This window comes from Pectobacterium actinidiae, assembly GCF_000803315.1.
Lineage (GTDB): Bacteria > Pseudomonadota > Gammaproteobacteria > Enterobacterales > Enterobacteriaceae > Pectobacterium > Pectobacterium actinidiae.
This window is the reverse complement of sequence record NZ_JRMH01000001.1, coordinates 2,998,390-3,020,080: the sequence shown is the minus strand read 5'-3', so window position 1 is coordinate 3,020,080 and position 21,691 is coordinate 2,998,390. Positions and strand designations below refer to the sequence as shown.

The window sequence follows — 21,691 nt, the reverse complement described above, 5'->3', positions numbered from 1 at the left end:
GCATGGAATTCGCTTTTTATACCACAGGCTTGATTGCGATACTGGCGACATTGCGCGTCATTACGCATACCAATCCTGTGCATGCATTGTTGTATATGGTCACCTCGCTCATGGCGATTGCGGGCGTATTTTTCTCGCTGGGGGCTAATTTTGCCGGCGCGCTGAGCATCATCGTGTATGCGGGTGCCATCATGGTGCTGTTTGTGTTCGTGGTCATGATGCTTAACCTCGGTAATTCCGTAGAAGAACAAGAGCGGAATTGGCTGAAACCCAGCGTCTGGATCGGTCCGAGCATTCTTTCACTGGCGTTACTGGTGATTGTCGTCAATGCCATTCTTAGCCTGAAAGAGCAGGGCATCACGGGGACGCCTGTTGAGGCGAAAGCCGTGGGTATCAGCCTGTTTGGGCCTTATGTTCTGGCAGTTGAATTAGCATCAATGCTGCTGCTGGCGGGATTGGTTGTCGCTTTCCACATTGGTCGTGAAGATAAACGTGGTGACGTTGTCAGTAAAGAAGGCGCGAACCAGGACGTTGAGAAGAAAATAACGGGGGAACGCGCATGATTCCGTTACAACATGGATTGATTTTAGCCGCTATTCTGTTTGTTCTCGGGCTGACTGGTCTGTTGATTCGTCGTAACCTGCTGTTTATGTTGATCAGTCTTGAAATTATGATCAACGCTGCCGCGCTGGCCTTTGTGGTCGCAGGCAGTTACTGGCAGCAGCCGGATGGTCAGGTGATGTACATTCTGGCGATTACGCTGGCAGCGGCTGAGGCCAGTATTGGTCTGGCGCTGTTGCTACAAATGTATCGTCGTCGTCAGACCCTGAATATTGACACAGTCAGTGAGATGCGCGGATGAACTTACTCTATTTAACAATACTCTTCCCGCTGCTCGGCTTTCTGTTGCTGGCATTTTCCCGCGGGCGTTGGTCGGAAAATACGTCCGCGACCGTCGGTGTTGGCTCGATTGGTCTGGCAGCGTTGGTTACCGCTTGGGTTGTGGTCGATTTCATGGGCCAACAGCACGGCGGCGTGACCTTCTTTAATCAGCACCTGTGGACATGGATGGCTGTCGGCAACTTCGACATTAGCGTCACGCTGACGCTCGATGGCCTTTCGGTGACGATGCTGTCCGTTGTAACGGGTGTCGGCTTCTTTATCCACCTGTTTGCTTCCTGGTACATGCGTGGAGAAGAGGGATATTCTCGCTTCTTCGCCTACACCAACCTGTTTATCGCGAGTATGGTCGTTTTGGTACTGGCAGATAACCTGTTACTGATGTATCTCGGCTGGGAAGGGGTAGGGCTGTGTAGTTACCTGTTGATCGGTTTCTACTACACCAATCCGAAGAACGGTGCGGCAGCGATGAAAGCTTTCATCGTTACGCGTGTGGGTGACGTCTTCCTCGCCTTTGCATTGTTCATCCTTTATAAAGAGCTGGGCACGCTTAACTTCCGCGAGCTGATGGTATTAGCACCGCAGAAACTGGCTGAAGGTTCACCAGAAATTACGTGGGCGACGCTGATGTTGCTGGGTGGTGCGGTCGGTAAATCTGCACAGCTGCCGCTGCAAACCTGGCTGGCAGATGCGATGGCCGGTCCAACGCCGGTATCTGCACTGATCCACGCCGCCACGATGGTTACCGCGGGCGTTTACCTGATTGCGCGTACCAACGGTCTGTTCCTGATGGCACCGGATGTTCTACATCTGGTGGGGATTGTGGGTGCAGTCACGCTGGTGTTGGCAGGTTTTGCCGCTTTGGTTCAAACCGACATCAAGCGCGTCTTGGCCTATTCCACCATGAGCCAGATTGGTTACATGTTCCTGGCACTGGGTGTTCAGGCATGGGATGCCGCAATTTTCCACCTGATGACGCACGCGTTCTTTAAAGCGCTGCTGTTCCTCTCTTCTGGTTCGGTGATTCTGGCCTGCCACCACGAGCAGAATATCTTCAAGATGGGCGGCCTGCGTAAAACGATTCCGCTGGTTTATGTCTGCTTCCTGATCGGGGGCGCGGCGCTGGCTGCACTGCCGCTGGTTACTGCGGGCTTCTTCAGTAAAGACGAGATTCTGGCTGGCGCATGGGCAAATGGTCACATCAATCTGATGGTGGCTGGATTGGCTGGTGCCTTCATGACCTCGCTGTATACGTTCCGTATGATTTTCATCGTGTTCCACGGTGAAGAGAAAACCAAAGCGCATGCAGGAAAAGGCATTTCTCACCACTTACCGCTGGTTGTGCTGATGATTCTGTCCACCTTTATTGGTGCGATGATTGTTCCGCCGTTGCATGGTGTATTGCCCGCAACGACAGAGCTTGAACATGGCCAGTTGATGACGCTGGAAATTACCTCTGGCGTGGTGGCGATTGCCGGTATTCTGCTTGCCGCTGTGCTGTGGCTGGGTAAACGTCAGGCGGTGAATAGCATCGCGAAGAGTGCGCCGGGTCGTTTCTTCTCGACCTGGTGGTTCCACGCGTGGGGCTTCGACTGGTTGTACGACCATGTCTTTGTTAAACCGTATCTGGCTATCGCGAAGCTGTTGCAGCGTGATCCGTTAAATGCGTTGATGACGCTTCCGGCTACGGTCACCCGCTGGGGTAACCGTGGGCTGGCGCTCAGTGCGAATGGTCAGTTGCGCTGGTACGTTGCTTCTATGGGCTTTGGTGCCGTACTGGTGCTGGCCTTGTTACTGCTGGTCTAAAGCGGTATCCGGTAACGTATAAAGGTAGGGCATTCCGCAGACAGGAATGCCCGCCACGGCAAGTTTTCAGATTTCTTTAATTTAGGGACACAAAACGCCATGCTACTACCTTGGCTAATTCTTCTCCCCTTTATCGGCGGTCTGCTGTGCTGGCAGTTAGAGCGTTTTGGTACGAAAGTGCCGCGCTGGATAGCGTTGATTGCAATGGGGCTGACACTCGCTCTGTCTCTGCAACTGTGGTTGCAAGGCGGTTACTCACTGACGGCGCCGACAGGCGTACCACAATGGCAATCCGAGTTTTATGTGCCATGGATCCCGCGCTTCGGTATCGGTATCCACCTTGCGCTGGATGGCCTGTCACTGCTGATGGTGGTACTGACCGGTTTGCTGGGTGTGCTGGCAATCCTCTGTTCCTGGAATGAAATTCAGCGCTATCAGGGCTTCTTCCACCTGAACCTGCTGTGGATTCTGGGCGGTGTTATTGGCGTGTTCCTGGCCATCGACATGTTCCTGTTCTTCTTCTTCTGGGAAATGATGCTGGTACCGATGTACTTCCTGATTGCGCTGTGGGGGCATAAAGGCTCCGACGGTAAAACCAGAATTACGGCGGCGACCAAGTTCTTCATCTATACCCAGGCAAGCGGCCTGATCATGTTGATTGCGATTCTGGCGCTGGTCTTTGTGCACCACAATGCCACCGGTGTCTGGACGTTCAACTATGAAGACCTGCTGAAGACGCCGATGTCATATGGTGTTGAATACCTGCTGATGCTGGGCTTCTTCATCGCATTTGCTGTAAAAATGCCTGTCGTGCCGTTGCACGGTTGGCTACCGGATGCACACAGTCAGGCGCCAACTGCGGGTTCAGTTGACCTGGCGGGGATCCTGTTGAAAACGGCAGCCTATGGTCTGCTGCGTTTCAGCCTGCCACTGTTCCCGAACGCCTCCCACGCCTTTGCACCGATTGCCATGTGGTTAGGTGTAATTGGTATCTTCTACGGTGCCTGGCTGGCATTCAAACAGACGGATATCAAACGTCTGATTGCTTACACCTCTGTGTCCCATATGGGCTTCGTGATGATTGCCATCTATTCCGGTAATCAACTGGCTTATCAGGGGGCGGTGATTCAGATGATTGCGCACGGCTTGTCTGCTGCGGGTCTGTTTATTCTGTGTGGTCAACTGTACGAACGTCTGCATACCCGTGACATGCGCGAAATGGGTGGCCTGTGGGCGCGTCTGAAATATCTGCCAGCGCTGTCTCTGTTCTTTGCTGTGGCAACCTTGGGGATGCCGGGTACAGGTAACTTTGTCGGCGAATTCATGATTCTGTTCGGCAGCTATCAGGTTGTGCCGGTGATTACGGTGATCTCAACCTTCGGTCTGGTATTTGCGTCGGTCTACTCACTGATCATGATTCAGCGTGCTTATTACGGTACGCCTAAGTCTGATGAACCATTGAAGAGTATGTCGTTCCGCGAATTGTCTATCGTGATGCTGTTGGTGGTATTACTGGTGTTGTTAGGGGTTTACCCGCAACCGATTCTGGATACCTCCAGTGCCGCGATGTCAAATATCCAGCAGTGGTTTATGTCGTCTGCTCCAGATTCAATTATTTCAACAACAAGGCCGTAATTCGCCATGACAATAACTCTTCAACAACTAATTGCGCTATCGCCGCTGTTGATCGTCGGATTGACGGTAGTGGTTGTGATGCTGTGCATTGCGTGGCGACGCAACCATTTTGTCAACGCAACCATGACGGTTATCGGCCTGAATATTGCGTTGCTGTCACTGTACTTTGTCGGTCAGGTTGACCCAACGGACGTGACGCCGCTGCTGCGTGTTGATGGCTTCTCGATGTTCTATACCGGACTGATTCTGCTTGCCAGTCTGGCAACCAGCACGTTTGCCTACCCGTGGCTGCAAGGCTACCCAGACAATCGTGATGAGTTCTACCTGCTGGTCTTAATTGCTGCGCTGGGTGGGATTCTGCTGTCGAGCGCCAACCATCTGGCTTCGCTGTTCATCGGGATTGAATTGCTGTCTCTCCCGCTGTTTGGTTTGGTTGGCTATGCCTTCCGCCTGAAACGTTCGCTGGAAGCCAGTATTAAATACATGCTGCTGTCGGCGGCGGCGTCTTCCTTCCTGCTGTTTGGTATGGCGTTGATTTATGCTGAATCAGGCGATATGAGCTTTGCCAGCCTTGGTAAGAGCCTGAGCGATCACCAAATCCATGAGCCGCTGTTGCTGGCAGGCTTGGGGATGATGATTGTCGGTCTGGGCTTCAAGCTGTCTCTGGTTCCGTTCCAGCTGTGGACGCCTGATGTGTATCAGGGGGCACCTGCGCCTGTGTCTACCTTTCTGGCGACGGCCGGTAAAATTGCCGTTTTCGGTGCAGTCATGCGTTTGTTCCTGTATGCGCCGATGGCTGACAGCGAGTCAGTTAGAATCGTGCTGGGTGTCATCGCATTCGCATCGATCTTGTTCGGTAACGTGATGGCGGTGTCGCAAACCAACATCAAACGTCTGCTCGGTTACTCTTCGATTGCGCATCTGGGTTACTTGCTGGTCGCGCTGATCGCGGTTCAGAGCCATCAACTGGCGCTGGAAACTGTCGGTGTTTATCTGGTGGGTTACTTGTTCAGCAGTCTGGGGGCGTTCGGTGTGGTCAGCCTGATGTCTAGCCCGTACCGTGGTGCTGATGCCGATTCGCTGTTCTCTTACCGTGGTCTGTTCTGGCATAAACCGATTCTGTCTGCGGTGATGACGGTGATGATGCTGTCGCTGGCGGGTATCCCGATGACACTGGGCTTCTTCGGTAAATTCTATGTGCTGGCTGTCGGTGTTAATGCTGAACTGTGGTGGTTGACTGGTGCGGTGGTACTGGGTAGTGCTATTGGTCTGTATTACTACCTGCGTGTGATGGTCAGCTTGTACCTGACGGCGCCGCAGCAATTACAGCGTGATACGCCAAACAACTGGGCTTTAACCGCGGGTGGGGTGGTCGTACTGATCTCCTCCATCGCAGTGCTGTTCTTTGGTTTGTACCCACAGCCGCTTATCTCTTTGGTGCAATTGGCACAGCCGATGATGTAACCACTGACGAGAGTTAGGTTGAACAGAAGCGCCGTTGATGAGAATCAACGGCGTTTTTTTATAGCGAGCTTCCTGCTAGGCACCCTTTGGATCGTCGCAAGCGACGTTGAAAAACACTCCCTGCGTTTTTTTATGGTGGGAAAGTGCGTTTTAGGAATGATCTGGTCTGCTGAATCCCTGAAAGTCAGAAAAAGTTGTCTATAGTTAACAAGGTACGGCTTAAAACTTATGACTTTTCATAACAGAAGGGAGCACTTATGGCGGCGACAAAAAAACAGCCTGAAGAGATTCGTGTTGATGATGATTTAAAACTTCTGTCTGAAACGCTGGATGGGGTATTACGCTATACGGGCGATCAGGCAGATCAAGCCTATCTTGATTTGAAGAAGGGCGCGGAAAAAGCGCTGTTGGAAGTCAAAGCCCGTATCGGTGTGACTGACAGCTATTATGCGCGCGCCAAGCAGGTGGCGGACAAAGCCGATGTTTATGTGCATGACAAACCCTGGCATGGTATCGGTATTGGTGCCACCGTCGGTCTGGTGTTGGGATTGCTGCTGGCTAAGCGTTAGTTCCTGCATTCTGAGTCAGAATCGCTCTATCGCTCATTAACTCTGAGCAAGATAGGGCGAATTTCCGAGTAAAACACGTCATCCAGATGGATCATGTGAAATGCCTGACAATGTAGCGGGATTACCCGCTACATCCCACGATATCTTCTAGCCCTGAACCTTATCCTCTTTCTCCGGCATCCCTTGTACCCAATAAATGGCTTCAAACGGGCGTAGCGCCAGTATTGCGGGCTGAGGCTGTGCATCAGCGTAATTGCTGAATAACAGTCGCCAGCGGTGGTCATGGGTATCAATTGGAGGCTGCCAGCGCTGAATCTGTTTGCTGAGATTTGCCAGAACTAGAAGCTGCTGTCCCTCCCAGACGCGCTGATAGCACCAGACGTTAGGGTGATCGGGTAGCAAATCCTGATAATCTCCGTGCGTCAGCAGTGGAAGTGCTTTACGCATAGCGATAAGCTGCTGATAGGTATAAAAAATAGAGTCTTTATCTGCCAGCGCCTGTCCTGCGTTGATTTGGGTGAAGTTCTCGCATGGTGCGATCCACGGCGTGCCAGTCGTGAATCCAGCGTGGGGGCTGGCGTCCCATTGCATCGGCGTGCGGCCGTTATCGCGTGATTTGCTGGCGAGAATTGCTAAAGTCTGTTCGTCTGGTCGACCTCGTTCGTGCTGTTCAGCAAACTGATTCAGGCTTTCAATATCGCGGTATTGTGCAATCTGCGTATAGCCGGGATTGGTCATACCGAGTTCTTCTCCCTGATAGATATAAGGTGTACCTTGCATGCCGTGCAGCACCATCGCCAACATCTTGGCGGATTGCACACGGAATTCGCCTTCGTCACCAAAGCGTGACACGATGCGCGGCTGATCGTGATTACACCAGAACAGCGCATTCCAGGCATGGTTGTGCATCCCCTGCTGCCAGTAATTAAAAATCTGCTTGAGCTGGATAAAATCAGGCTCCGCCAGTGTCCATTTTTCCCCATTCGGATAATCGACTTTCAGGTGATGGAAATTGAACGTCATGGAGAGTTCACTACCGTCCAGTGCGGCGTAGCGGCGGCAGTGCTCCAGTGAGGTCGAAGACATCTCACCGACTGTCATCAAGTCGCGCGGCTGAAAAACATCCCGACTAAATTCCTGCAAGTAATCATGAATCAGGGGGCCATCGGTATAGAAACGACGCCCGTCGCCCTGAGCGTCTGACGGAAAATCCTGCTGTTTAGAAACCAGATTGATGACATCCAGCCGCAACCCATCCACGCCTTTATCCGCCCAAAATTCACAGACCTGTTTTAACTCATCCCTCACGCGCGGGTGTTCCCAGTTCAGATCGGCCTGTTCAGTGGCGAAAAGATGCAGATAGTATTGTTTGCTTTCTTCGTGCCACTGCCAGGCTGGGCCGCCAAATTTTGAACGCCAGTTATTAGGTAGCACCCCGTCATGACCCTCACGCCAGATATAAAAATGACGATACGGGCTGCGGCGATCCTGTGCGTTCTGGAACCAGTGGTGTTGCGTCGACGTGTGGTTGAATACCATGTCCATGACGACACGGATACGGCGCTGATGCGCTTGCGCGATCAACGTTTCCATATCAGCCATCGTGCCATAGGCTGGGTCGATGGCGCAGTAGTCGGCGACGTCATAGCCGTTGTCAACCTGAGGAGAGAGGTAAACCGGTGTCAGCCAGATCGCATCGACGCCCAGCTGTTGCAGATAATCGAGTCGGGCGGTGATGCCGGCGATGTCGCCAATACCATTACCGGTACTGTCCTGAAAGCTCTTCGGATAGATTTGATAAATTACGCCATTTTGCCACCAGGGAAGCGAGGCGATCACGGTCATGAGGTCGCTCCTTTATAACAGTGGGCCGTGCTTGCACGGCCTGAGTTGAGATAATAATTATATGTCAATGCTATGCAGGGTCGAGCGTGCCATTGCGACTTTTGCGTTTATAGACCAGCGATGTCAATACCATCGGAATGACGGCGGCGACCAGCATAGCAAGGGCGAAGACTCCCCAAAACTGTGGTTTGATGGAGAGAATGCCCGGTAATCCACCTACGCCAATACCATTTGCCGTTACGCCGTAGAGGCCGCAAATGAGCGCGGCGGCAGCAGAGCCAATCATGGCGCACAGCATCGGAAAGCGATATTTCAGGTTGATACCGTACATCGCGGGTTCGGTCACACCCAGAAAGGCGGAAATCGCCGCTGGGACAGAAATTTCACGTTCGTTGGTTTTCCGGCTGACGAGGATCACCCCGACAACGGCAGCTGCCTGCGCAATGTTGGACAGTGCGATGAGTGGCCAGACGGGGGTGCCGCCCATGCTTTGAATCATCTGCATATCAATCGCTAACGTTGTTTGGTGCACGCCCGTGATGACTAACGGCGCATACAGGAAGCCAAACAGCGCGGCACCAACGGGGGCGAAGCTGCCTGTCATGACCGCCTTAACCGCCCAGGCGACGCCATCACCAATCATACGACCAAACGGACCAATCAACGTATGTGCCAGGAAAACGGCCAAAATGAGTGAGGTTACAGGCACGACCACCAGATAGAGGTAATCCGGCACGATTCTCTTCAGCCGCGTTTCGATCAGTGCCAGCGCCATCCCGGCTAAGACGGACGGAATGACCTGTGCCTGATAGCCTATCTTTTCGATCGTGAACCAGCCGAAATTCCACACCTCAGGCGTTTGCTGACCGATGAGGTAGGCGTTCATGAGTTGTGGCGATACCAGTGTGATACCGAGCACGATGCCAAGGATCGGCGTGCCGCCCATTTTGCGTACAGTTGACCAGCAAACGGCAACGGGAAGATAGAAGAAGATGGCTTCACCCAGCAGCCAGAGGAAATCGTAGATGGTTTGCCAGGTCGGGTAGAGTTGTACCAGCGTTTGCCCGTCGCGCATTGGAATATCGCCAATTACGTTACGGGCGCCGAGGATCAATCCCCCGCTGATGAGTGCAGGGAGCAGCGGAAAAAAGATCTCGGCAAAATGTGAAATGCTGCGCTCGAACCAGCTCATATTCTGTCGGGCAACGACTTTGGCTTCTTCCTTATTGATTTCGCCTTTTCCCGTGGTGGCGAGCAACGCTTTATAGTACTCATCCACATCAGTGCCAATCACGACCTGAAATTGTCCGGCATTCGTGAAGCACCCTTTGACAATACGCAGCTCTTCGATGTTCTTCGGATGGGCTTTGGATGCGTCGTGCAAGACGAACCGGAGACGGGTGATGCAGTGCGTGACAGCCGCGATATTCTCACGCCCGCCGACCAGTTCGATCAGACGATCAATATCCTGTTGTTTTACTTTACTCATAGTCAGTCCTTTTATCTTTTAGCGCAGACGTCGGGGACGCGAAGCAAGTACAGAAAAGCATAGTCTGTTAATGATGGTTTTGCTGTGAAAGGAAAACGCATTGAGCTGTTTTTTAAAGAGAATGTTCAGGCATGCGCTGTGCTGCACAAATCTATAACGTGCAGGTAGACAAAAGAGGAAGGGGGATGAATGAAACCTGTAGAAGCGGCAGAAAAACAAAAGCCGCCTATGAGAAGGCGGCTTCAGAGATTGTTTATATCACAATCAGAACGGGCTGATGATTGACCCAATACGTTCACAGTAACTGACATAAACATCTCCCATTCTTTTAAAGAATTTGCTGATTCTACGCATCGTTTTCATTAGCAGTCTCCTCTAACGGGTTAGTTAAGTGTGATATTCATCACGTTTTTGATGGTAGCGAAGATGAAATTGGATTTCAACATTTTTGTGATGTTAGTCACAAAAATATAACGAGGTGGCAAATGAAATACGTCGTGAAGAGAAAGAATCTGATGCGTAGCCGGAAAGGCAGCGCATCAGGTGATGGAGGGTATGTGGAGTAATATCAGGCAGGATAGCGATAAATATTGTGATCGAACCACCTCTCGCCAATCTGCTCAGCATCTTTTTCCGTATGGTGAAAGCGAAAACCAAGTCGTTGAGCGACAGCGTTGCTACGCGTGTTGGCGGTTGACGCTCTGATGACACTGCGTTCAACGAGGCTCGCATCGGTATAGGCCGTTATCAGCGTGCTGACAGCCTGAGAAACGATGCCTTTGCCTTCAAAGGCTTCGGCGATCCAATAACCGATGACGCCTTCTTTATCCTGAATCGTGTTGAAGGAGACAATGCCCGCCAGAGCATCGTCCCAGCGTATAACGTACACGGCGGCTGTTTTGTCGAAGAATGCCTTTCTGTTGGCGCGAATGGTTTCACGCGTGTCATCGACGGTTTTGACGGAATCTGGCCACGGTAACGTCCGCCGCAAGCGTACTTTTTCCTGCTGAATCAGGGAAAAGAGCGCGTCGGCGTCGTTCTCTTCTTGTATCGTCAGACGCAAGTGGGGCAGAGGCTTTAATTCGTATAGCGCATCTACAGATAACGTTTCCATAAACTCTCTCCCTGTTAACGCTGCAATGTGCCGTCAACGATCGTGACGCTGTGCCCGCCGATCCACGGTTCATCGTTCAGATAAGTGACGGTAACACGGCCATCGCGTTGCAGCATTGTGCCTTGTCGCGCAAGGTAGCTGAGTGGCGCAGTGACCGTATTTGTGGAGTGCTGTTGGCGAAGTAATGCCGCCAGACAGGCATTGGCGCTGCCCGTCACGGGATCTTCTTTAAGATAGCCACGTTCAATATAAAACGCGCGAACCTCGTAATCGGCCGGTGTCCCGTTATTATGCGGGCCATAGATGGCGATGCCGTTGGTCTGACTGAGGTTTTGCACGGCGGAGAGCGCTTCTGCATCCGGTATAGTTTTCAGGCAGGTGTCAGCACTGTCTACCCGAATCACAAGCCAGCGAATGCCCATGTGTACAGCGGCTGGCGGGTAGCGTTTATCGATACAGGCAGAACCAACGCCAGTAATGCCCAGCGTTTTTTCCAGCAGCGGCGTGTGTTCGTCGCTGAATGGAATGATGGTAGCCTGCGGCGCGTGAAAAGCCAGGCTCCCATCATCATTGATATTGATCGGTACTAAGCCAACACCACATTGTTGCACTAGCTGACCCGGCGATTTAGGACGTAATCCTTCTTCCAGCAAAGCATGTGCGGTGCCTAGCGTAGGGTGTCCGGCAAAGGGCATTTCTGATTCTGGCGTAAAAATACGTACGTGGTAATCCGCCAGAGGATCGGTGGCAGACAGGACAAACGTGGTTTCCGACAGGTTTGTCCAACGCGCGATATCCTGCATTTGCGCATCGGTCAGCCCATTTGCCTCCATAATGACAGCAAGTGGATTGCCCTTAAAAGGCTGCTGGGTGAAAACGTCGACCTGCTTGAAACGACGTACTATAGGCATCGCATTTCTCTCCTGTATGCGCTATCGCTTAAATATTACTCAAAACTAACCGCGACCCTATCGCGCGCTTGTGGCATAATGCGCGCCAAATCACATTCCGACTCGAGTATAAGTGCTGTGTTAAGTACCAACAATATCACCATGCAGTTCGGCAGCAAGCCGTTGTTTGAAAACATTTCCGTTAAATTTGGCGGTGGTAACCGTTACGGTTTGATTGGCGCGAATGGCTGCGGTAAATCCACATTCATGAAGATTCTCGGCGGCGATCTGGTGCCGAGCGGCGGTAACGTCTTCCTCGATCCTAATGAACGTTTGGGTAAACTGCGTCAGGATCAGTTCGCTTTTGAAAAATACAGCGTGCTGGATACCGTTATCATGGGCCACGGTGAGCTGTGGGCGGTAAAAGAAGAGCGCGATCGTATCTATTCATTGGCTGAAATGAGTGAAGCCGACGGCTATAAAGTTGCCGATCTGGAAGTGCAATACGGTGAGATGGATGGCTACAGCGCAGAATCACGCGCGGGCGAACTGTTGCTGGGCGTGGGGATTCCCGTTGAGCAGCATTATGGCTTGATGAGTGAAATTGCTCCTGGTTGGAAACTGCGTGTCCTGCTGGCGCAGGCGCTGTTTGCCGATCCCGATATCCTGCTGCTCGACGAACCGACCAACAACCTGGATATCGATACGATCCGCTGGCTGGAGCAGGTGCTGAACGAGCGTAACAGCACCATGATCATCATCTCGCATGACCGTCACTTCCTGAACATGGTCTGTACGCACATGGCGGATCTGGACTACGGTGAGCTGCGTATTTATCCCGGCAACTATGATGAATACATGACGGCAGCGACGCAGGCTCGTGAACGTTTGCTGTCCGATAACGCCAAGAAGAAAGCACAGATTTCCGAATTGCAGTCGTTCGTCAGCCGCTTTAGTGCCAACGCCTCTAAATCCAAGCAGGCGACATCACGCGCGCGCCAGATCGATAAAATCCAGCTGGATGAAGTGAAAGCGTCCAGTCGTCAAAACCCGTTTATCCGTTTTGATCAGGATAAGAAACTGTTCCGTAATGCGCTGGAAGTTGAAGCGTTGAGCAAAGGTTTTGATAATGGTCCGCTGTTTAGCAAGCTGGGTCTGATGGTTGAAGTGGGTGAAAAAGTCGCTATTTTGGGTGCCAACGGTATCGGTAAATCGACACTGCTGAAAACGCTGGTCGGTGATGTCGAACCGGATAGCGGTACGGTGAAATGGTCTGAAAACGCAAAAATTGGCTACTACGCGCAGGATCACGAATACGAATTCGATGAGACGCTGACCGTTTTTGACTGGATGAGCCAGTGGAAACAGGAAAAAGACGACGAGCAAGCCGTGCGCAGCGTACTCGGTCGTTTGCTGTTCAGCCAGGACGATATCAAGAAGAAAGTGAAGGTGTTATCCGGTGGTGAAAAAGGCCGCATGCTGTTCGGTAAGCTGATGATGCAGCGTCCGAATATTCTGGTGATGGATGAACCGACCAACCACCTTGATATGGAATCCATTGAATCGCTGAATATGGCGCTGGAAATGTATGAAGGGACGCTGCTGTTCGTCTCTCATGACCGTGAATTTGTCAGCTCATTGGCGACCCGTATTCTGGAAATTACGCCAAATAAAGTGATCGATTTCACCGGTAACTATGAAGATTACCTGCGCAGTCAGGGTATTCAGTAATCTCTATACCGACCTTCAGGCCTAAATCATGGCCTGAAGGTCGGTATTTTTCGTTTCTTTCGTTCTCTCTATTCTCTTTTATTTCTTTTCGCCGATCTCATCGGACGTAAATATTCACCGATCCTGCCTGTCTTGATTACCCAAATTAACGAACTTTAATAAACGCTGCTTTTTTTTCTTACTTGTTAAAAAAACAAAGCAGGATGCACCGTAACCCTCTGAAATAAAATAGCAGTATGGTTTTTGGGTATGATTTTCAGTTTGCACAAAAGAAAACAGTTTGTTAATCCCTGTCGCTATTTTTCTGTATTCAAATTCAGCCCATTCATTTACGTTTTCTCCTCGTTGCCAAATAAAAATAATTATCATTTAATTTATTTTATTGATTATTTGGGGGCCGTTAATGAACATCGATTTGACGCCGTATTATGCCGAGCCCGGTGAGCAGCCTTTTAGCGCCCGACGTATGGCAATGCCGTGGCGTAACCATGTGCCGCTTTCACCAGAACAGATTCCGGCCGGCTGGCAGACGCTGAAGCAGCAGACTGTGCCTGCGCGTAAGCGTCTGCTCTACCTGCACATTCCTTTCTGTGCCACGCACTGCACGTTCTGCGGCTTTTATCAAAACAAACTGCGTGATGACAGCACGGCGACCTATACCCGCTATCTGTTGCAGGAATTGGCGATGGAAGCGGACAGCCCGTTGCATCAGTCTGCGCCGATTCATGCGGTATATTTTGGCGGGGGGACGCCAACGGCACTGGCGGCTGATGAACTGTCACAGATCATTCGCGCGATCCGTACCTCTCTGCCGCTGGCACCGGACTGTGAAATCACAGTAGAAGGGCGGGCGATGGATTTTGATGATGATCGAATCGATGCCTGTCTGGATGCGGGAGCGAACCGCTTCTCCATTGGGATTCAGACGTTCGATACCCGCATTCGTCAGCGTATGGCGCGTACGTCGGATAAACAGCAGTCAATTCGCTTCCTTGAGCGCCTGTGCGAGCGAGACAGAGCCGCCGTAGTGTGCGATCTGATGTTCGGCCTGCCGGACCAAACACCGGAAATCTGGCGAAAAGATCTGGCGATCGTCAGTGATTTACCGTTAGACGGCGTCGATCTGTATGCGCTTAATCTGTTACCGACTACACCGCTGGCGAAAGCGGCCGAAAACCAGCGCGTCGCGCTGCCTGATGTGGTTGCCCGTCGTGATTTTTACCGGACTGGCGCGGCATTTCTGGCCGATGCGGGCTGGCACCAGCTTAGCAACAGTCACTGGGCGCGCACCACGCGTGAACGCAACTTGTACAATCTGCTGATTAAACAAGGCGCGGACTGCCTGGCAATGGGAAGCGGTGCGGGTGGCAATATCAACGGGCAAGCCTACATGATGGAACGCAGCCTGGAGCGCTACTATCAGCATATCGATCAGGGACAAAAACCGATCATGATGATGACGCCAGCCAGCCCTACCGGACCCTGGCAGCATCAGCTTCAGGCGGGGATTGAAGTCGGTCGTATCAAACTTCCTCAACTTACTCGACATGCCCGTGAACTTCAGCCGTTGCTCAGCCAGTGGCATCAGGCCGGATTGACCTGTGACGATTCCACCTGCCTGCGCCTGACCAACGATGGTCGCTTCTGGGCGAATAACCTGATGCAGGCATTACAACAAATTATCCCCCAGCTTAATGCCGAAGAGCATGCGCACTAACCGGAGACGCAACGATGACCATGACACTGAATGAATTACTGGCAACCAACCCTGATGGCACATTGGAAGAGATTGCCGGAAAGTATAATACGTCGCTGTTTGCTGTCGTTGAGGCCTTGCCTGCGGCACAGCGTACGCTGGCGGCGGGCGATCGTTTCGATCAGGTCTGGGACACCATTGCGACCTGGGGGGAAGTGACGCTCATCAGCCACACGGCAGACGCGATTCTGGAATTCAAGAGCGAGCTGCCAACCGGTACACACCGCCACGGTTATTTTAACCTGCGCGGTAAAAATGGCCTGAGCGGTCATATCCGTGCAACGAGCTGTCAGCATATTGCATTTATTGAGCGTAAGTTCATGGGGATGGACACGGCGTCCGTGGTGTTCTTTAATGCCAGCGGTGCAGCGATGTTTAAAATTTTCCTTGGACGAGACAGCCACCGCCAACTGCTGAGCGCTCAGGTTGAGGCGTTCCGCGCGCTGGCGAGTGAATTACAACCGGAGCAGGTATGACGTGGTTACTTTTCGGCGCAGGCAATGGGGTCGGCGCCTGCTTATTACAGCGCGCTATTGAGTGCGAGCAGGCGGTTGTACTCGTCTTGCGTAATCCTGAGCAGGCTAAACACTGGCGTGAGCAGGGTATAGCCGTGGTGGAAGGCGATGCCTGCGACCCGGAAACGGTAGCGGAAGCCTGCCGTGTGGCGGGGCCTTCTGCCATTGTGGTATCGACAATGGGCGGCGGCACGGTAAATTATCAGGGTCACCGAACGGTGATCGATGGCGCAGAGCAGGCAGGCATCAAACGCATGCTGCTGGTGACGTCACTGGGCTGCGGCGATACCTGGCCGCTGTTGTCGCCACGCGCCAGAGCCGCGTTTGGCTTCGCGGTACGTGAGAAATCGTTGGCAGAAAGCTGGTTGCAAAGCAGTACGTTGGATCACTGTATTGTCCGTCCCGGCGGTCTGCTGGACGTGGTCGCAACGCACAATGCAAAACTGACGCAGGGGGCTGCTACGCTGGGATTGGTGTCACGTAGGGATGTCGCGCTGGCGGTTGATCAGCTGTTGCAGCAACCCGTGTTTGGCAATCACATCTACAATCTGATCGATCCCGATCTCACGATGCCTGCTATTCCTTAATTGCCGTCTTGTCATCAAGGTTGCCGGGATAATCTTTCCTGGCAATCGGAAAACTGTTATAGCCAATCTGTCGAAAACTGTATCTGTTATCTCTCAGGTGGCTATGTTCTAATCGATGCCAGCAGTGTTGTATTCCTCAAGCACGATGGTGATGACGATGGATGAAGTAAAACGCCTTCTGACCGAAGAGATCGAACGTATTAATCGGGAAGAAAAACGCGACAATAAAATACGTTTTAGCCGCAAATTCATGCAGTCTCACCCCTATCTGTTTGCCGCGATGCTGGTGAGCTACGTGCCGGTCGCAATTATCCTTTTTTATGCCCCTTATTTTGGTTTGTCCTACCTGATCGGCTTTACCGTTTTCCTGCTGGTGATGACGCTGGCACTCTCCGTGGATATCAACCCGACCTATCGTTTTGAAGACATCGATACGCTGGATTTACGCGTTTGCTACAACGGCGAGTGGTTTACCATCCGTCACGTATCTCAGGACACGCTGGATAAACTGTTACGCAACGAGCAGGTGCCAGCTGCCGTAAAAACGGGGATCGAGAAGATTCGACGCACGAAAGGTGACGTTGATTTCTACGACGTCTTCTCGCTGGCCTACCGCCAACAGCCTTCCATTTAGCTGATTTTCTGCCCTCAAACCGCCCCATTTCGCGATGAGCAAATAATGCGCATAGTTTTTCCTATGCGCAGATTTTCATGGTGGCTGGTTTTCATGTAGGCATAGTGCTACGTTCGTTATAAGCAGCGAGCGCCGCATTCTTGTGGTTTTTCAGGTTGATGGTTTTTCAAATACGGGCAGAACAGGACGATGAGCGAAAAGGTATTGCTGGTGATTCAGTTGGGACAACCACCGGAAGGGATTGCGTCTCAGGTTGGGCAACAGGGGAAATGGTTTAGTGATGCGGTACAGGGGAATTCGCAGCCAGTACGGGTGGTGCGTCCCGATCTGGGCGAATTGTTGCCGCCGTTTGATACGCTAGCGGCGGTGATTATCTCCGGCTCGTGGTCGATGGTCACGGATCGGCTGGACTGGAGTGAATATACCGCTGGCTGGCTGCGTGAAGCGTATTACGCGGATGTTCCGCTGCTGGGCGTGTGCTATGGGCATCAGCTGCTCGCCGATGCGCTGGGCGGCAAAGTAGGGGATAACCCGAACGGTAAGGAAGTTGGCGTTCAGGTCGTGACAACTCATGAAGCCGCAGCACAAGACCCATTACTGCGTGATTATCCGCAGCAGTTTGGCGCTTATTTGACGCATCAGCAATCCGTGCTGGAACCGCCTGCGGGCGCACAGGTGCTGGCGAGCTCAGAAATGGATGGCTGCCAGATTATTCGCTATAGCGATAACGTCTTGACCGTACAATTCCACCCGGAATTCAGCGCGAACATCATGCTGACGTGCCTGCGTCATAATGAAACGGCGCTGCGACAGGGCGGTTGGGATGTCGATCGAATGATGGATATCCCGCAGGAACCCGTTTGGGCGCGCAAGATCCTGCTGGATTTTGTACAACGCTACGCGGCGAAATAGCCCTCAAATAACGCGTTATTATCGACTAAATGTCCTTCTCGATCGCTACCTCTCGGTGGGGATCGAGCCAAAAATCATGACAGATTTATCCCACCGAAACCGTAACGCTATGGCAAAGTTTGAACAGCTCGCTCACCAGCTCCGTGAGCAGCTTCAGGAAGGGATCTGGCAGCCGGGCGACAAACTGCCCTCGCTGCGGGAAAAATCACTGCATTCGGGCATGAGCCTGATGACCGTGCTGCACGCCTATCAACTGCTGGAAAGTCAGGGGCTGATTGTGTCGCGTCCGCAGTCGGGTTATTACGCGGCACCGCAGCTGTCCGTATTACCGGCAGACAGCCTGCGTTCGCCCGTTGGGCAGGAGCGCGTTCAGTTGACTGAAGATGTGGACGTCAATGCGTTCATTTTTGATGTGCTTCAGGCTAGCAAAGATCCGGCAGTGATGCCGTTCGGATCGGCCTTTCCCGATCCGCAGCTCTTTCCACAGCGTCAGTTGACGCGCTCGCTGGCCTCGGTGGCGCGCCATATGCAGCCACACAGCGCGCTGGATAATTTGCCGCCGGGTAATGAGAGCCTGAGGAAGAACATCGCGCAGCGCTATGCGTTGCAGGGGATTGCTGTCTCGCCCGATGAGATTGTGATTACGGCGGGGGCGATGGAGTCTCTCAATCTCAGTCTTCAGGCGCTGACGGAGCCGGGTGATTACGTGGTGATCGAATCTCCGGCTTTTTACGGCGCGCTACAGGCCATTGAACGCCTTAAACTCAAAGCAATTGCGATAGCGACCGATCCGCAGCAGGGCATCGATCTTGATGCGTTGCAGCAGGCGCTGAATGATTACCCGATCAAAGCCTGTTGGCTGATGACCAATTTTCATAATCCACTTGGCTGCACGCTGTCTTGGGAGAAGAAACAGCGGCTGGTGGCGATGCTGGAAACACACGGCGTCGGGCTGGTAGAAGATGACGTCTACAGCGAGCTTTATACCGGTCTGCAACGTCCGCGACCCGCGAAGGCATTGGATAAAAAAGGGACGATTCTGCACTGTTCCTCGTTTTCTAAAAATCTGGTGGCAGGGTTTCGCATTGGCTGGGTAGCGGCAGGGAACCATGCGGGCAGTATTCAGCGTTTACAACTGATGAGTACATTATCAACCAGTGCACCGATGCAGTTGGCGATTGCGGATTATCTGGCAACCAGCAGCTATGATAGCCACCTGCGCCGCCTGCGGCGGGCGCTGGAGCAGCGCAAACATGCTGCATTACAGTCACTACGCCGACACTTTCCGGGCGACGTCCGCATTAATCATTCGCAAGGCGGTTATTTTCTCTGGCTGGAGTTGCCTGAAGGTGTCAGCAGCACGGAGCTATACCGCCGTGCGCTGGAGCGGGGCGTCAGCATTGCGCCGGGGAAAATGTTCACGACCGGCGACAAATACGATCGCTATTTCCGCTTCAACGCGTCCTACGAATGGGACGATCGCTGCGAACAAAGTGCGATCGTCTTAGCATCGCTGATTCGGACGCAGATAGGCGAGCGCCTGACGCGATCACCCCTTTAGAGGTGTGGAGATGTTTGCCGCTTTTCTGCTACTGTTTCCGTCATGGCGGAAGGTGACGGCATCGATGGCGAAAAACAGCCCTAACCTTGCCGGAAATCAGGAAGTCGACAGGCACGATGCGTATAATCCCGGCTAAAGGTGAGCGATACCCGAATGCTGATCATTTAAGCTCGTTTTTATGGGAAACACAGGGGGAGGTTCCCGCAGGGAGGCCTCACCCCTGTGGTCGCCCCGTGTATCTCGCTCTTTAGCGATTGGCATTAGCTATTATACCCGGACCGCGCTGGCGGCCTTCCTGCACCCCGAAATCTCTCGGATAGACAACGCAAACAACAGGAAAAACCACCCTGATGAGTATTCGCATTGTTCCTCAGGAACAGTTAGAACAGAACGAAAAATCGATGATGGAAGGAAATATCCCTCCGCTGCTTTTTGCCAATCTGAAAAGCCTGTACAGCAGTCGCGCGGAGCGTCTGCGTCAGTTAGCTGAAAATCACCCATTGGGAGATTACCTCACCTTCGCCGCAGGCGTGGTGGAGGCCCAGCAGAAGGTATTGCACGATCATCCGTTGAAGCTTGACCTGAGCGACGTGCTGAAACAGTCTGGCGAACGTCCGCCGCTCGATATTGCGGTGTTCCCGCGTGATGCGCACTGGCACACGCTGCTGCGTGCACTGATTGAAGAATTAAAACCGGATGCCAGCGGACAGGTGTTATCCACGCTGGAGAATCTGGAAAAAGCCTCAGAGCAGGAGCTGGAAGAACAGGCGACAGCACTGCTGCAACACGAATTTCGTGCCGAGAGCAATGATAAAGCCCCGTTCATCTGGGCGGCGCTGTCGCTGTTTTGGGCGCAGATGGCAAGCCAATTACCTGGTAAAGCGCGTGCCGTACCCGGCGAACATCGCCAGTTTTGCCCCGTGTGCGGCAGTATTCCGGTATCGGGCGTAGTGCAATTAGGCACCTCCAGTGGTCTGCGTTATCTGCACTGTAATCTGTGCGAGAGCGAATGGCACATGGTGCGGGTGAAATGCAGCAACTGTGAAGAGTCGAGCGAACTGAATTATTGGTCGCTGGATAGCGAAAATTCCGCGATTAAAGCAGAAAGCTGCGGCCACTGCGGCACGTATCTGAAATTGCTATATCAGGAAAAAGATCACCGAGTGGAAGCCGTCGCCGACGATTTGGCTTCTCTGGTGCTCGATGTGAAAATGGAGGAAGAAGGTTTTTCTCGCAGCAGCATCAATCCTTTCCTGTTCCCGGAAAGTTCCATCGAATAACCATCCTGATTGGTGAAGCGCGTTTGTGCTTCACCGCCTTTCCTCTCTGAAAACCTACTCCTGCCACATGCCGCTAAAATGCAGTAATAACACCAGTGCAGTAATCACCATTGATGCGGATGTGAGTGCGATCAGCCCGTGGCTGGCGCGTGATAGCCTAGGCTGACAGCAAGCGTTAAAGCGATAGCGCAGAATCGCCAGCACCGACATCAGGGCAGAAACGCACAGAAGCAGAATGGCGCAGGCAAAAATGGCACGACTGCCGTCTACCATACTCAGGCGAAAACACAGCAGACTGTTGATTAACATCACAAACAGGGTACGTGTCCAGGCCATGCCGGTTCGCTGCGGCTGTAGCCCCGGGTCGCGAGTGGTTTCCATGCGTTACCCTAACAGGATCATGGCGGCAAGCGCGAGGGCAATAAGGGTGATAAACAGCGTCACAATCAGCAGCATCGGCGTATACGGCATATCATTTTCCTGTCGCATGGCTTTTTCATTGCTGACCCAGCGACGATAGGCCAGACCGCCGAGTAGCGCTGCGCAGACGACCAGCAGCAGAGCCAGCCCCTGACGCACCAGCGGATCGATATGAACGGTAAATTGATCGATACCCACGGCACCCGCAAGAAACGCCAGCGCGGTGCGAATCCACGCCAGAAAGGTGCGCTCATTCGCTAATGAAAAACGGTAGTCCGGGGTTTTCCCCTGACGCCACCACGGTGTTTTGTCCTGTCTGGGTGTTGTCATGTCGTCGTCTGATTTCAGGTTAAAAGAGGGCTTCCGATTGGGCACAGCGTCTGCATTCTAGCGCCCTTGGCGGGTTTCGTCTGCCCTGATGACTGTCTCAGTACGAAATGATGAAGCGCCCGATGGTGGCGCTTCCTTCTCTCAAGGGGCATCTTTTCCCGCTTCATGGTTCTCAACCGCCAGCGCGGTGACCAGCGCGAACGCGCAGGCCAGCAGCGTGCCCAGTATCCAGGCGAAATACCACATTTTCTTT

The 21,691-nt window shown here is 52.7% G+C and carries 22 protein-coding genes; 15 read left to right on the top strand and 7 right to left on the bottom strand.

Going from position 1 to position 21,691, the window contains the following annotated elements:
- Positions 1-2 precede the first annotated feature (2 nt).
- The 6 genes from nuoJ (at position 3) to elaB (ending at position 6,374) form a co-directional block, all read left to right on the top strand.
- Positions 3-563 carry an NADH-quinone oxidoreductase subunit J gene (gene nuoJ / locus KKH3_RS12900; RefSeq protein WP_010278881.1) on the top strand — a complete coding sequence of 187 codons (561 nt, stop codon included), beginning with the start codon at positions 3-5 and terminating at the stop codon, positions 561-563.
- Positions 560-862: an NADH-quinone oxidoreductase subunit NuoK gene (nuoK, locus tag KKH3_RS12895; protein WP_005969835.1), complete on the top strand. Its 303-nt coding sequence runs from the start codon at positions 560-562 to the stop codon at positions 860-862. Before nuoJ ends, nuoK begins: the two co-directional genes overlap by 4 nt.
- A complete protein-coding gene (gene nuoL / locus KKH3_RS12890) occupies positions 859-2,706 on the top strand; it encodes an NADH-quinone oxidoreductase subunit L (RefSeq protein ID WP_039360230.1) in 1,848 nt (615 codons plus the stop codon). Before nuoK ends, nuoL begins: the two co-directional genes overlap by 4 nt.
- A gap of 99 nt (positions 2,707-2,805) precedes the next feature.
- On the top strand, positions 2,806-4,341 hold the full coding sequence (gene nuoM, locus KKH3_RS12885; protein WP_010278855.1) for an NADH-quinone oxidoreductase subunit M: 1,536 nt from the start codon (positions 2,806-2,808) through the stop codon (positions 4,339-4,341).
- Between the two features lie 6 nt (positions 4,342-4,347).
- Positions 4,348-5,805, top strand: a complete 1,458-nt coding sequence (gene nuoN, locus KKH3_RS12880) for an NADH-quinone oxidoreductase subunit NuoN (RefSeq protein ID WP_039360227.1) — start codon at positions 4,348-4,350, stop codon at positions 5,803-5,805.
- A gap of 257 nt (positions 5,806-6,062) precedes the next feature.
- Positions 6,063-6,374 carry a stress response protein ElaB gene (gene elaB, locus KKH3_RS12875; RefSeq protein WP_039360224.1) on the top strand — a complete coding sequence of 104 codons (312 nt, stop codon included), beginning with the start codon at positions 6,063-6,065 and terminating at the stop codon, positions 6,372-6,374.
- Positions 6,375-6,521: 147 nt separating this feature from the next.
- Here elaB and treC read toward each other — a convergent pair whose 3' ends face one another.
- The 4 genes from treC to KKH3_RS12855 form a co-directional block, all read right to left on the bottom strand.
- Entirely contained in the window at positions 6,522-8,219 is a 1,698-nt protein-coding gene (treC, locus tag KKH3_RS12870; protein WP_039360223.1) for an alpha,alpha-phosphotrehalase, read from the bottom strand.
- A 70-nt stretch (positions 8,220-8,289) separates the two neighbouring features.
- Positions 8,290-9,708, bottom strand: coding sequence for a PTS trehalose transporter subunit IIBC (gene treB / locus KKH3_RS12865; protein ID WP_039360221.1), 1,419 nt, complete (start codon positions 9,706-9,708; stop codon positions 8,290-8,292).
- A gap of 568 nt (positions 9,709-10,276) precedes the next feature.
- Entirely contained in the window at positions 10,277-10,822 is a 546-nt protein-coding gene (locus tag KKH3_RS12860; protein WP_039360218.1) for a GNAT family N-acetyltransferase, read from the bottom strand.
- A 14-nt stretch (positions 10,823-10,836) separates the two neighbouring features.
- Positions 10,837-11,733, bottom strand: coding sequence for a PhzF family phenazine biosynthesis protein (locus KKH3_RS12855; RefSeq protein WP_039360215.1), 897 nt, complete (start codon positions 11,731-11,733; stop codon positions 10,837-10,839).
- Between the two features lie 117 nt (positions 11,734-11,850).
- On the opposite strand from KKH3_RS12855, the gene KKH3_RS12850 reads away from it, so the two are divergent.
- From KKH3_RS12850 to fdhE, 9 genes are all read left to right on the top strand, one after another.
- Positions 11,851-13,443 carry an ABC-F family ATPase gene (locus KKH3_RS12850; RefSeq protein WP_072034532.1) on the top strand — a complete coding sequence of 531 codons (1,593 nt, stop codon included), beginning with the start codon at positions 11,851-11,853 and terminating at the stop codon, positions 13,441-13,443.
- Between the two features lie 403 nt (positions 13,444-13,846).
- Positions 13,847-15,160 carry a heme anaerobic degradation radical SAM methyltransferase ChuW/HutW gene (gene hutW, locus KKH3_RS12845; RefSeq protein WP_039360209.1) on the top strand — a complete coding sequence of 438 codons (1,314 nt, stop codon included), beginning with the start codon at positions 13,847-13,849 and terminating at the stop codon, positions 15,158-15,160.
- A 14-nt stretch (positions 15,161-15,174) separates the two neighbouring features.
- Positions 15,175-15,675 (top strand): heme utilization cystosolic carrier protein HutX, encoded by a 501-nt coding sequence (gene hutX / locus KKH3_RS12840; RefSeq protein ID WP_039360207.1) that lies wholly within the window; start codon positions 15,175-15,177, stop codon positions 15,673-15,675.
- Positions 15,672-16,301: an NAD(P)H-binding protein gene (locus KKH3_RS12835; RefSeq protein WP_039360204.1), complete on the top strand. Its 630-nt coding sequence runs from the start codon at positions 15,672-15,674 to the stop codon at positions 16,299-16,301. The genes hutX and KKH3_RS12835 overlap by 4 nt, the downstream gene beginning before the upstream one ends.
- Positions 16,302-16,458: 157 nt before the next feature.
- Entirely contained in the window at positions 16,459-16,935 is a 477-nt protein-coding gene (locus tag KKH3_RS12830; protein ID WP_039360201.1) for a YlaC family protein, read from the top strand.
- A gap of 189 nt (positions 16,936-17,124) precedes the next feature.
- Positions 17,125-17,847: a glutamine amidotransferase gene (locus KKH3_RS12825; RefSeq protein ID WP_039360199.1), complete on the top strand. Its 723-nt coding sequence runs from the start codon at positions 17,125-17,127 to the stop codon at positions 17,845-17,847.
- A gap of 109 nt (positions 17,848-17,956) precedes the next feature.
- The gene (locus KKH3_RS12820) at positions 17,957-19,408 is read left to right on the top strand and encodes an aminotransferase-like domain-containing protein (RefSeq protein ID WP_039360196.1); all 1,452 of its coding nucleotides are present in this window, start codon (positions 17,957-17,959) and stop codon (positions 19,406-19,408) included.
- A gap of 10 nt (positions 19,409-19,418) precedes the next feature.
- Positions 19,419-19,544, top strand: a complete 126-nt coding sequence (locus tag KKH3_RS22510) for a hypothetical protein (protein WP_268807918.1) — start codon at positions 19,419-19,421, stop codon at positions 19,542-19,544.
- Between the two features lie 214 nt (positions 19,545-19,758).
- Positions 19,759-20,688 (top strand): formate dehydrogenase accessory protein FdhE, encoded by a 930-nt coding sequence (gene fdhE, locus KKH3_RS12815; RefSeq protein ID WP_039360193.1) that lies wholly within the window; start codon positions 19,759-19,761, stop codon positions 20,686-20,688.
- Positions 20,689-20,742: 54 nt separating this feature from the next.
- On the opposite strand, the gene KKH3_RS12810 is transcribed toward fdhE, so the two are convergent.
- The 3 genes from KKH3_RS12810 to cydX form a co-directional block, all read right to left on the bottom strand.
- The gene (locus KKH3_RS12810; RefSeq protein ID WP_039360190.1) at positions 20,743-21,069 is read right to left on the bottom strand and encodes a DUF202 domain-containing protein; all 327 of its coding nucleotides are present in this window, start codon (positions 21,067-21,069) and stop codon (positions 20,743-20,745) included.
- Positions 21,070-21,072: 3 nt separating this feature from the next.
- Entirely contained in the window at positions 21,073-21,438 is a 366-nt protein-coding gene (locus KKH3_RS12805) for a YidH family protein (RefSeq protein ID WP_039360187.1), read from the bottom strand.
- 141 nt (positions 21,439-21,579) lie between these two features.
- Entirely contained in the window at positions 21,580-21,684 is a 105-nt protein-coding gene (cydX, locus tag KKH3_RS21835; RefSeq protein ID WP_010295317.1) for a cytochrome bd-I oxidase subunit CydX, read from the bottom strand.
- Positions 21,685-21,691: the final 7 nt, after the last annotated feature.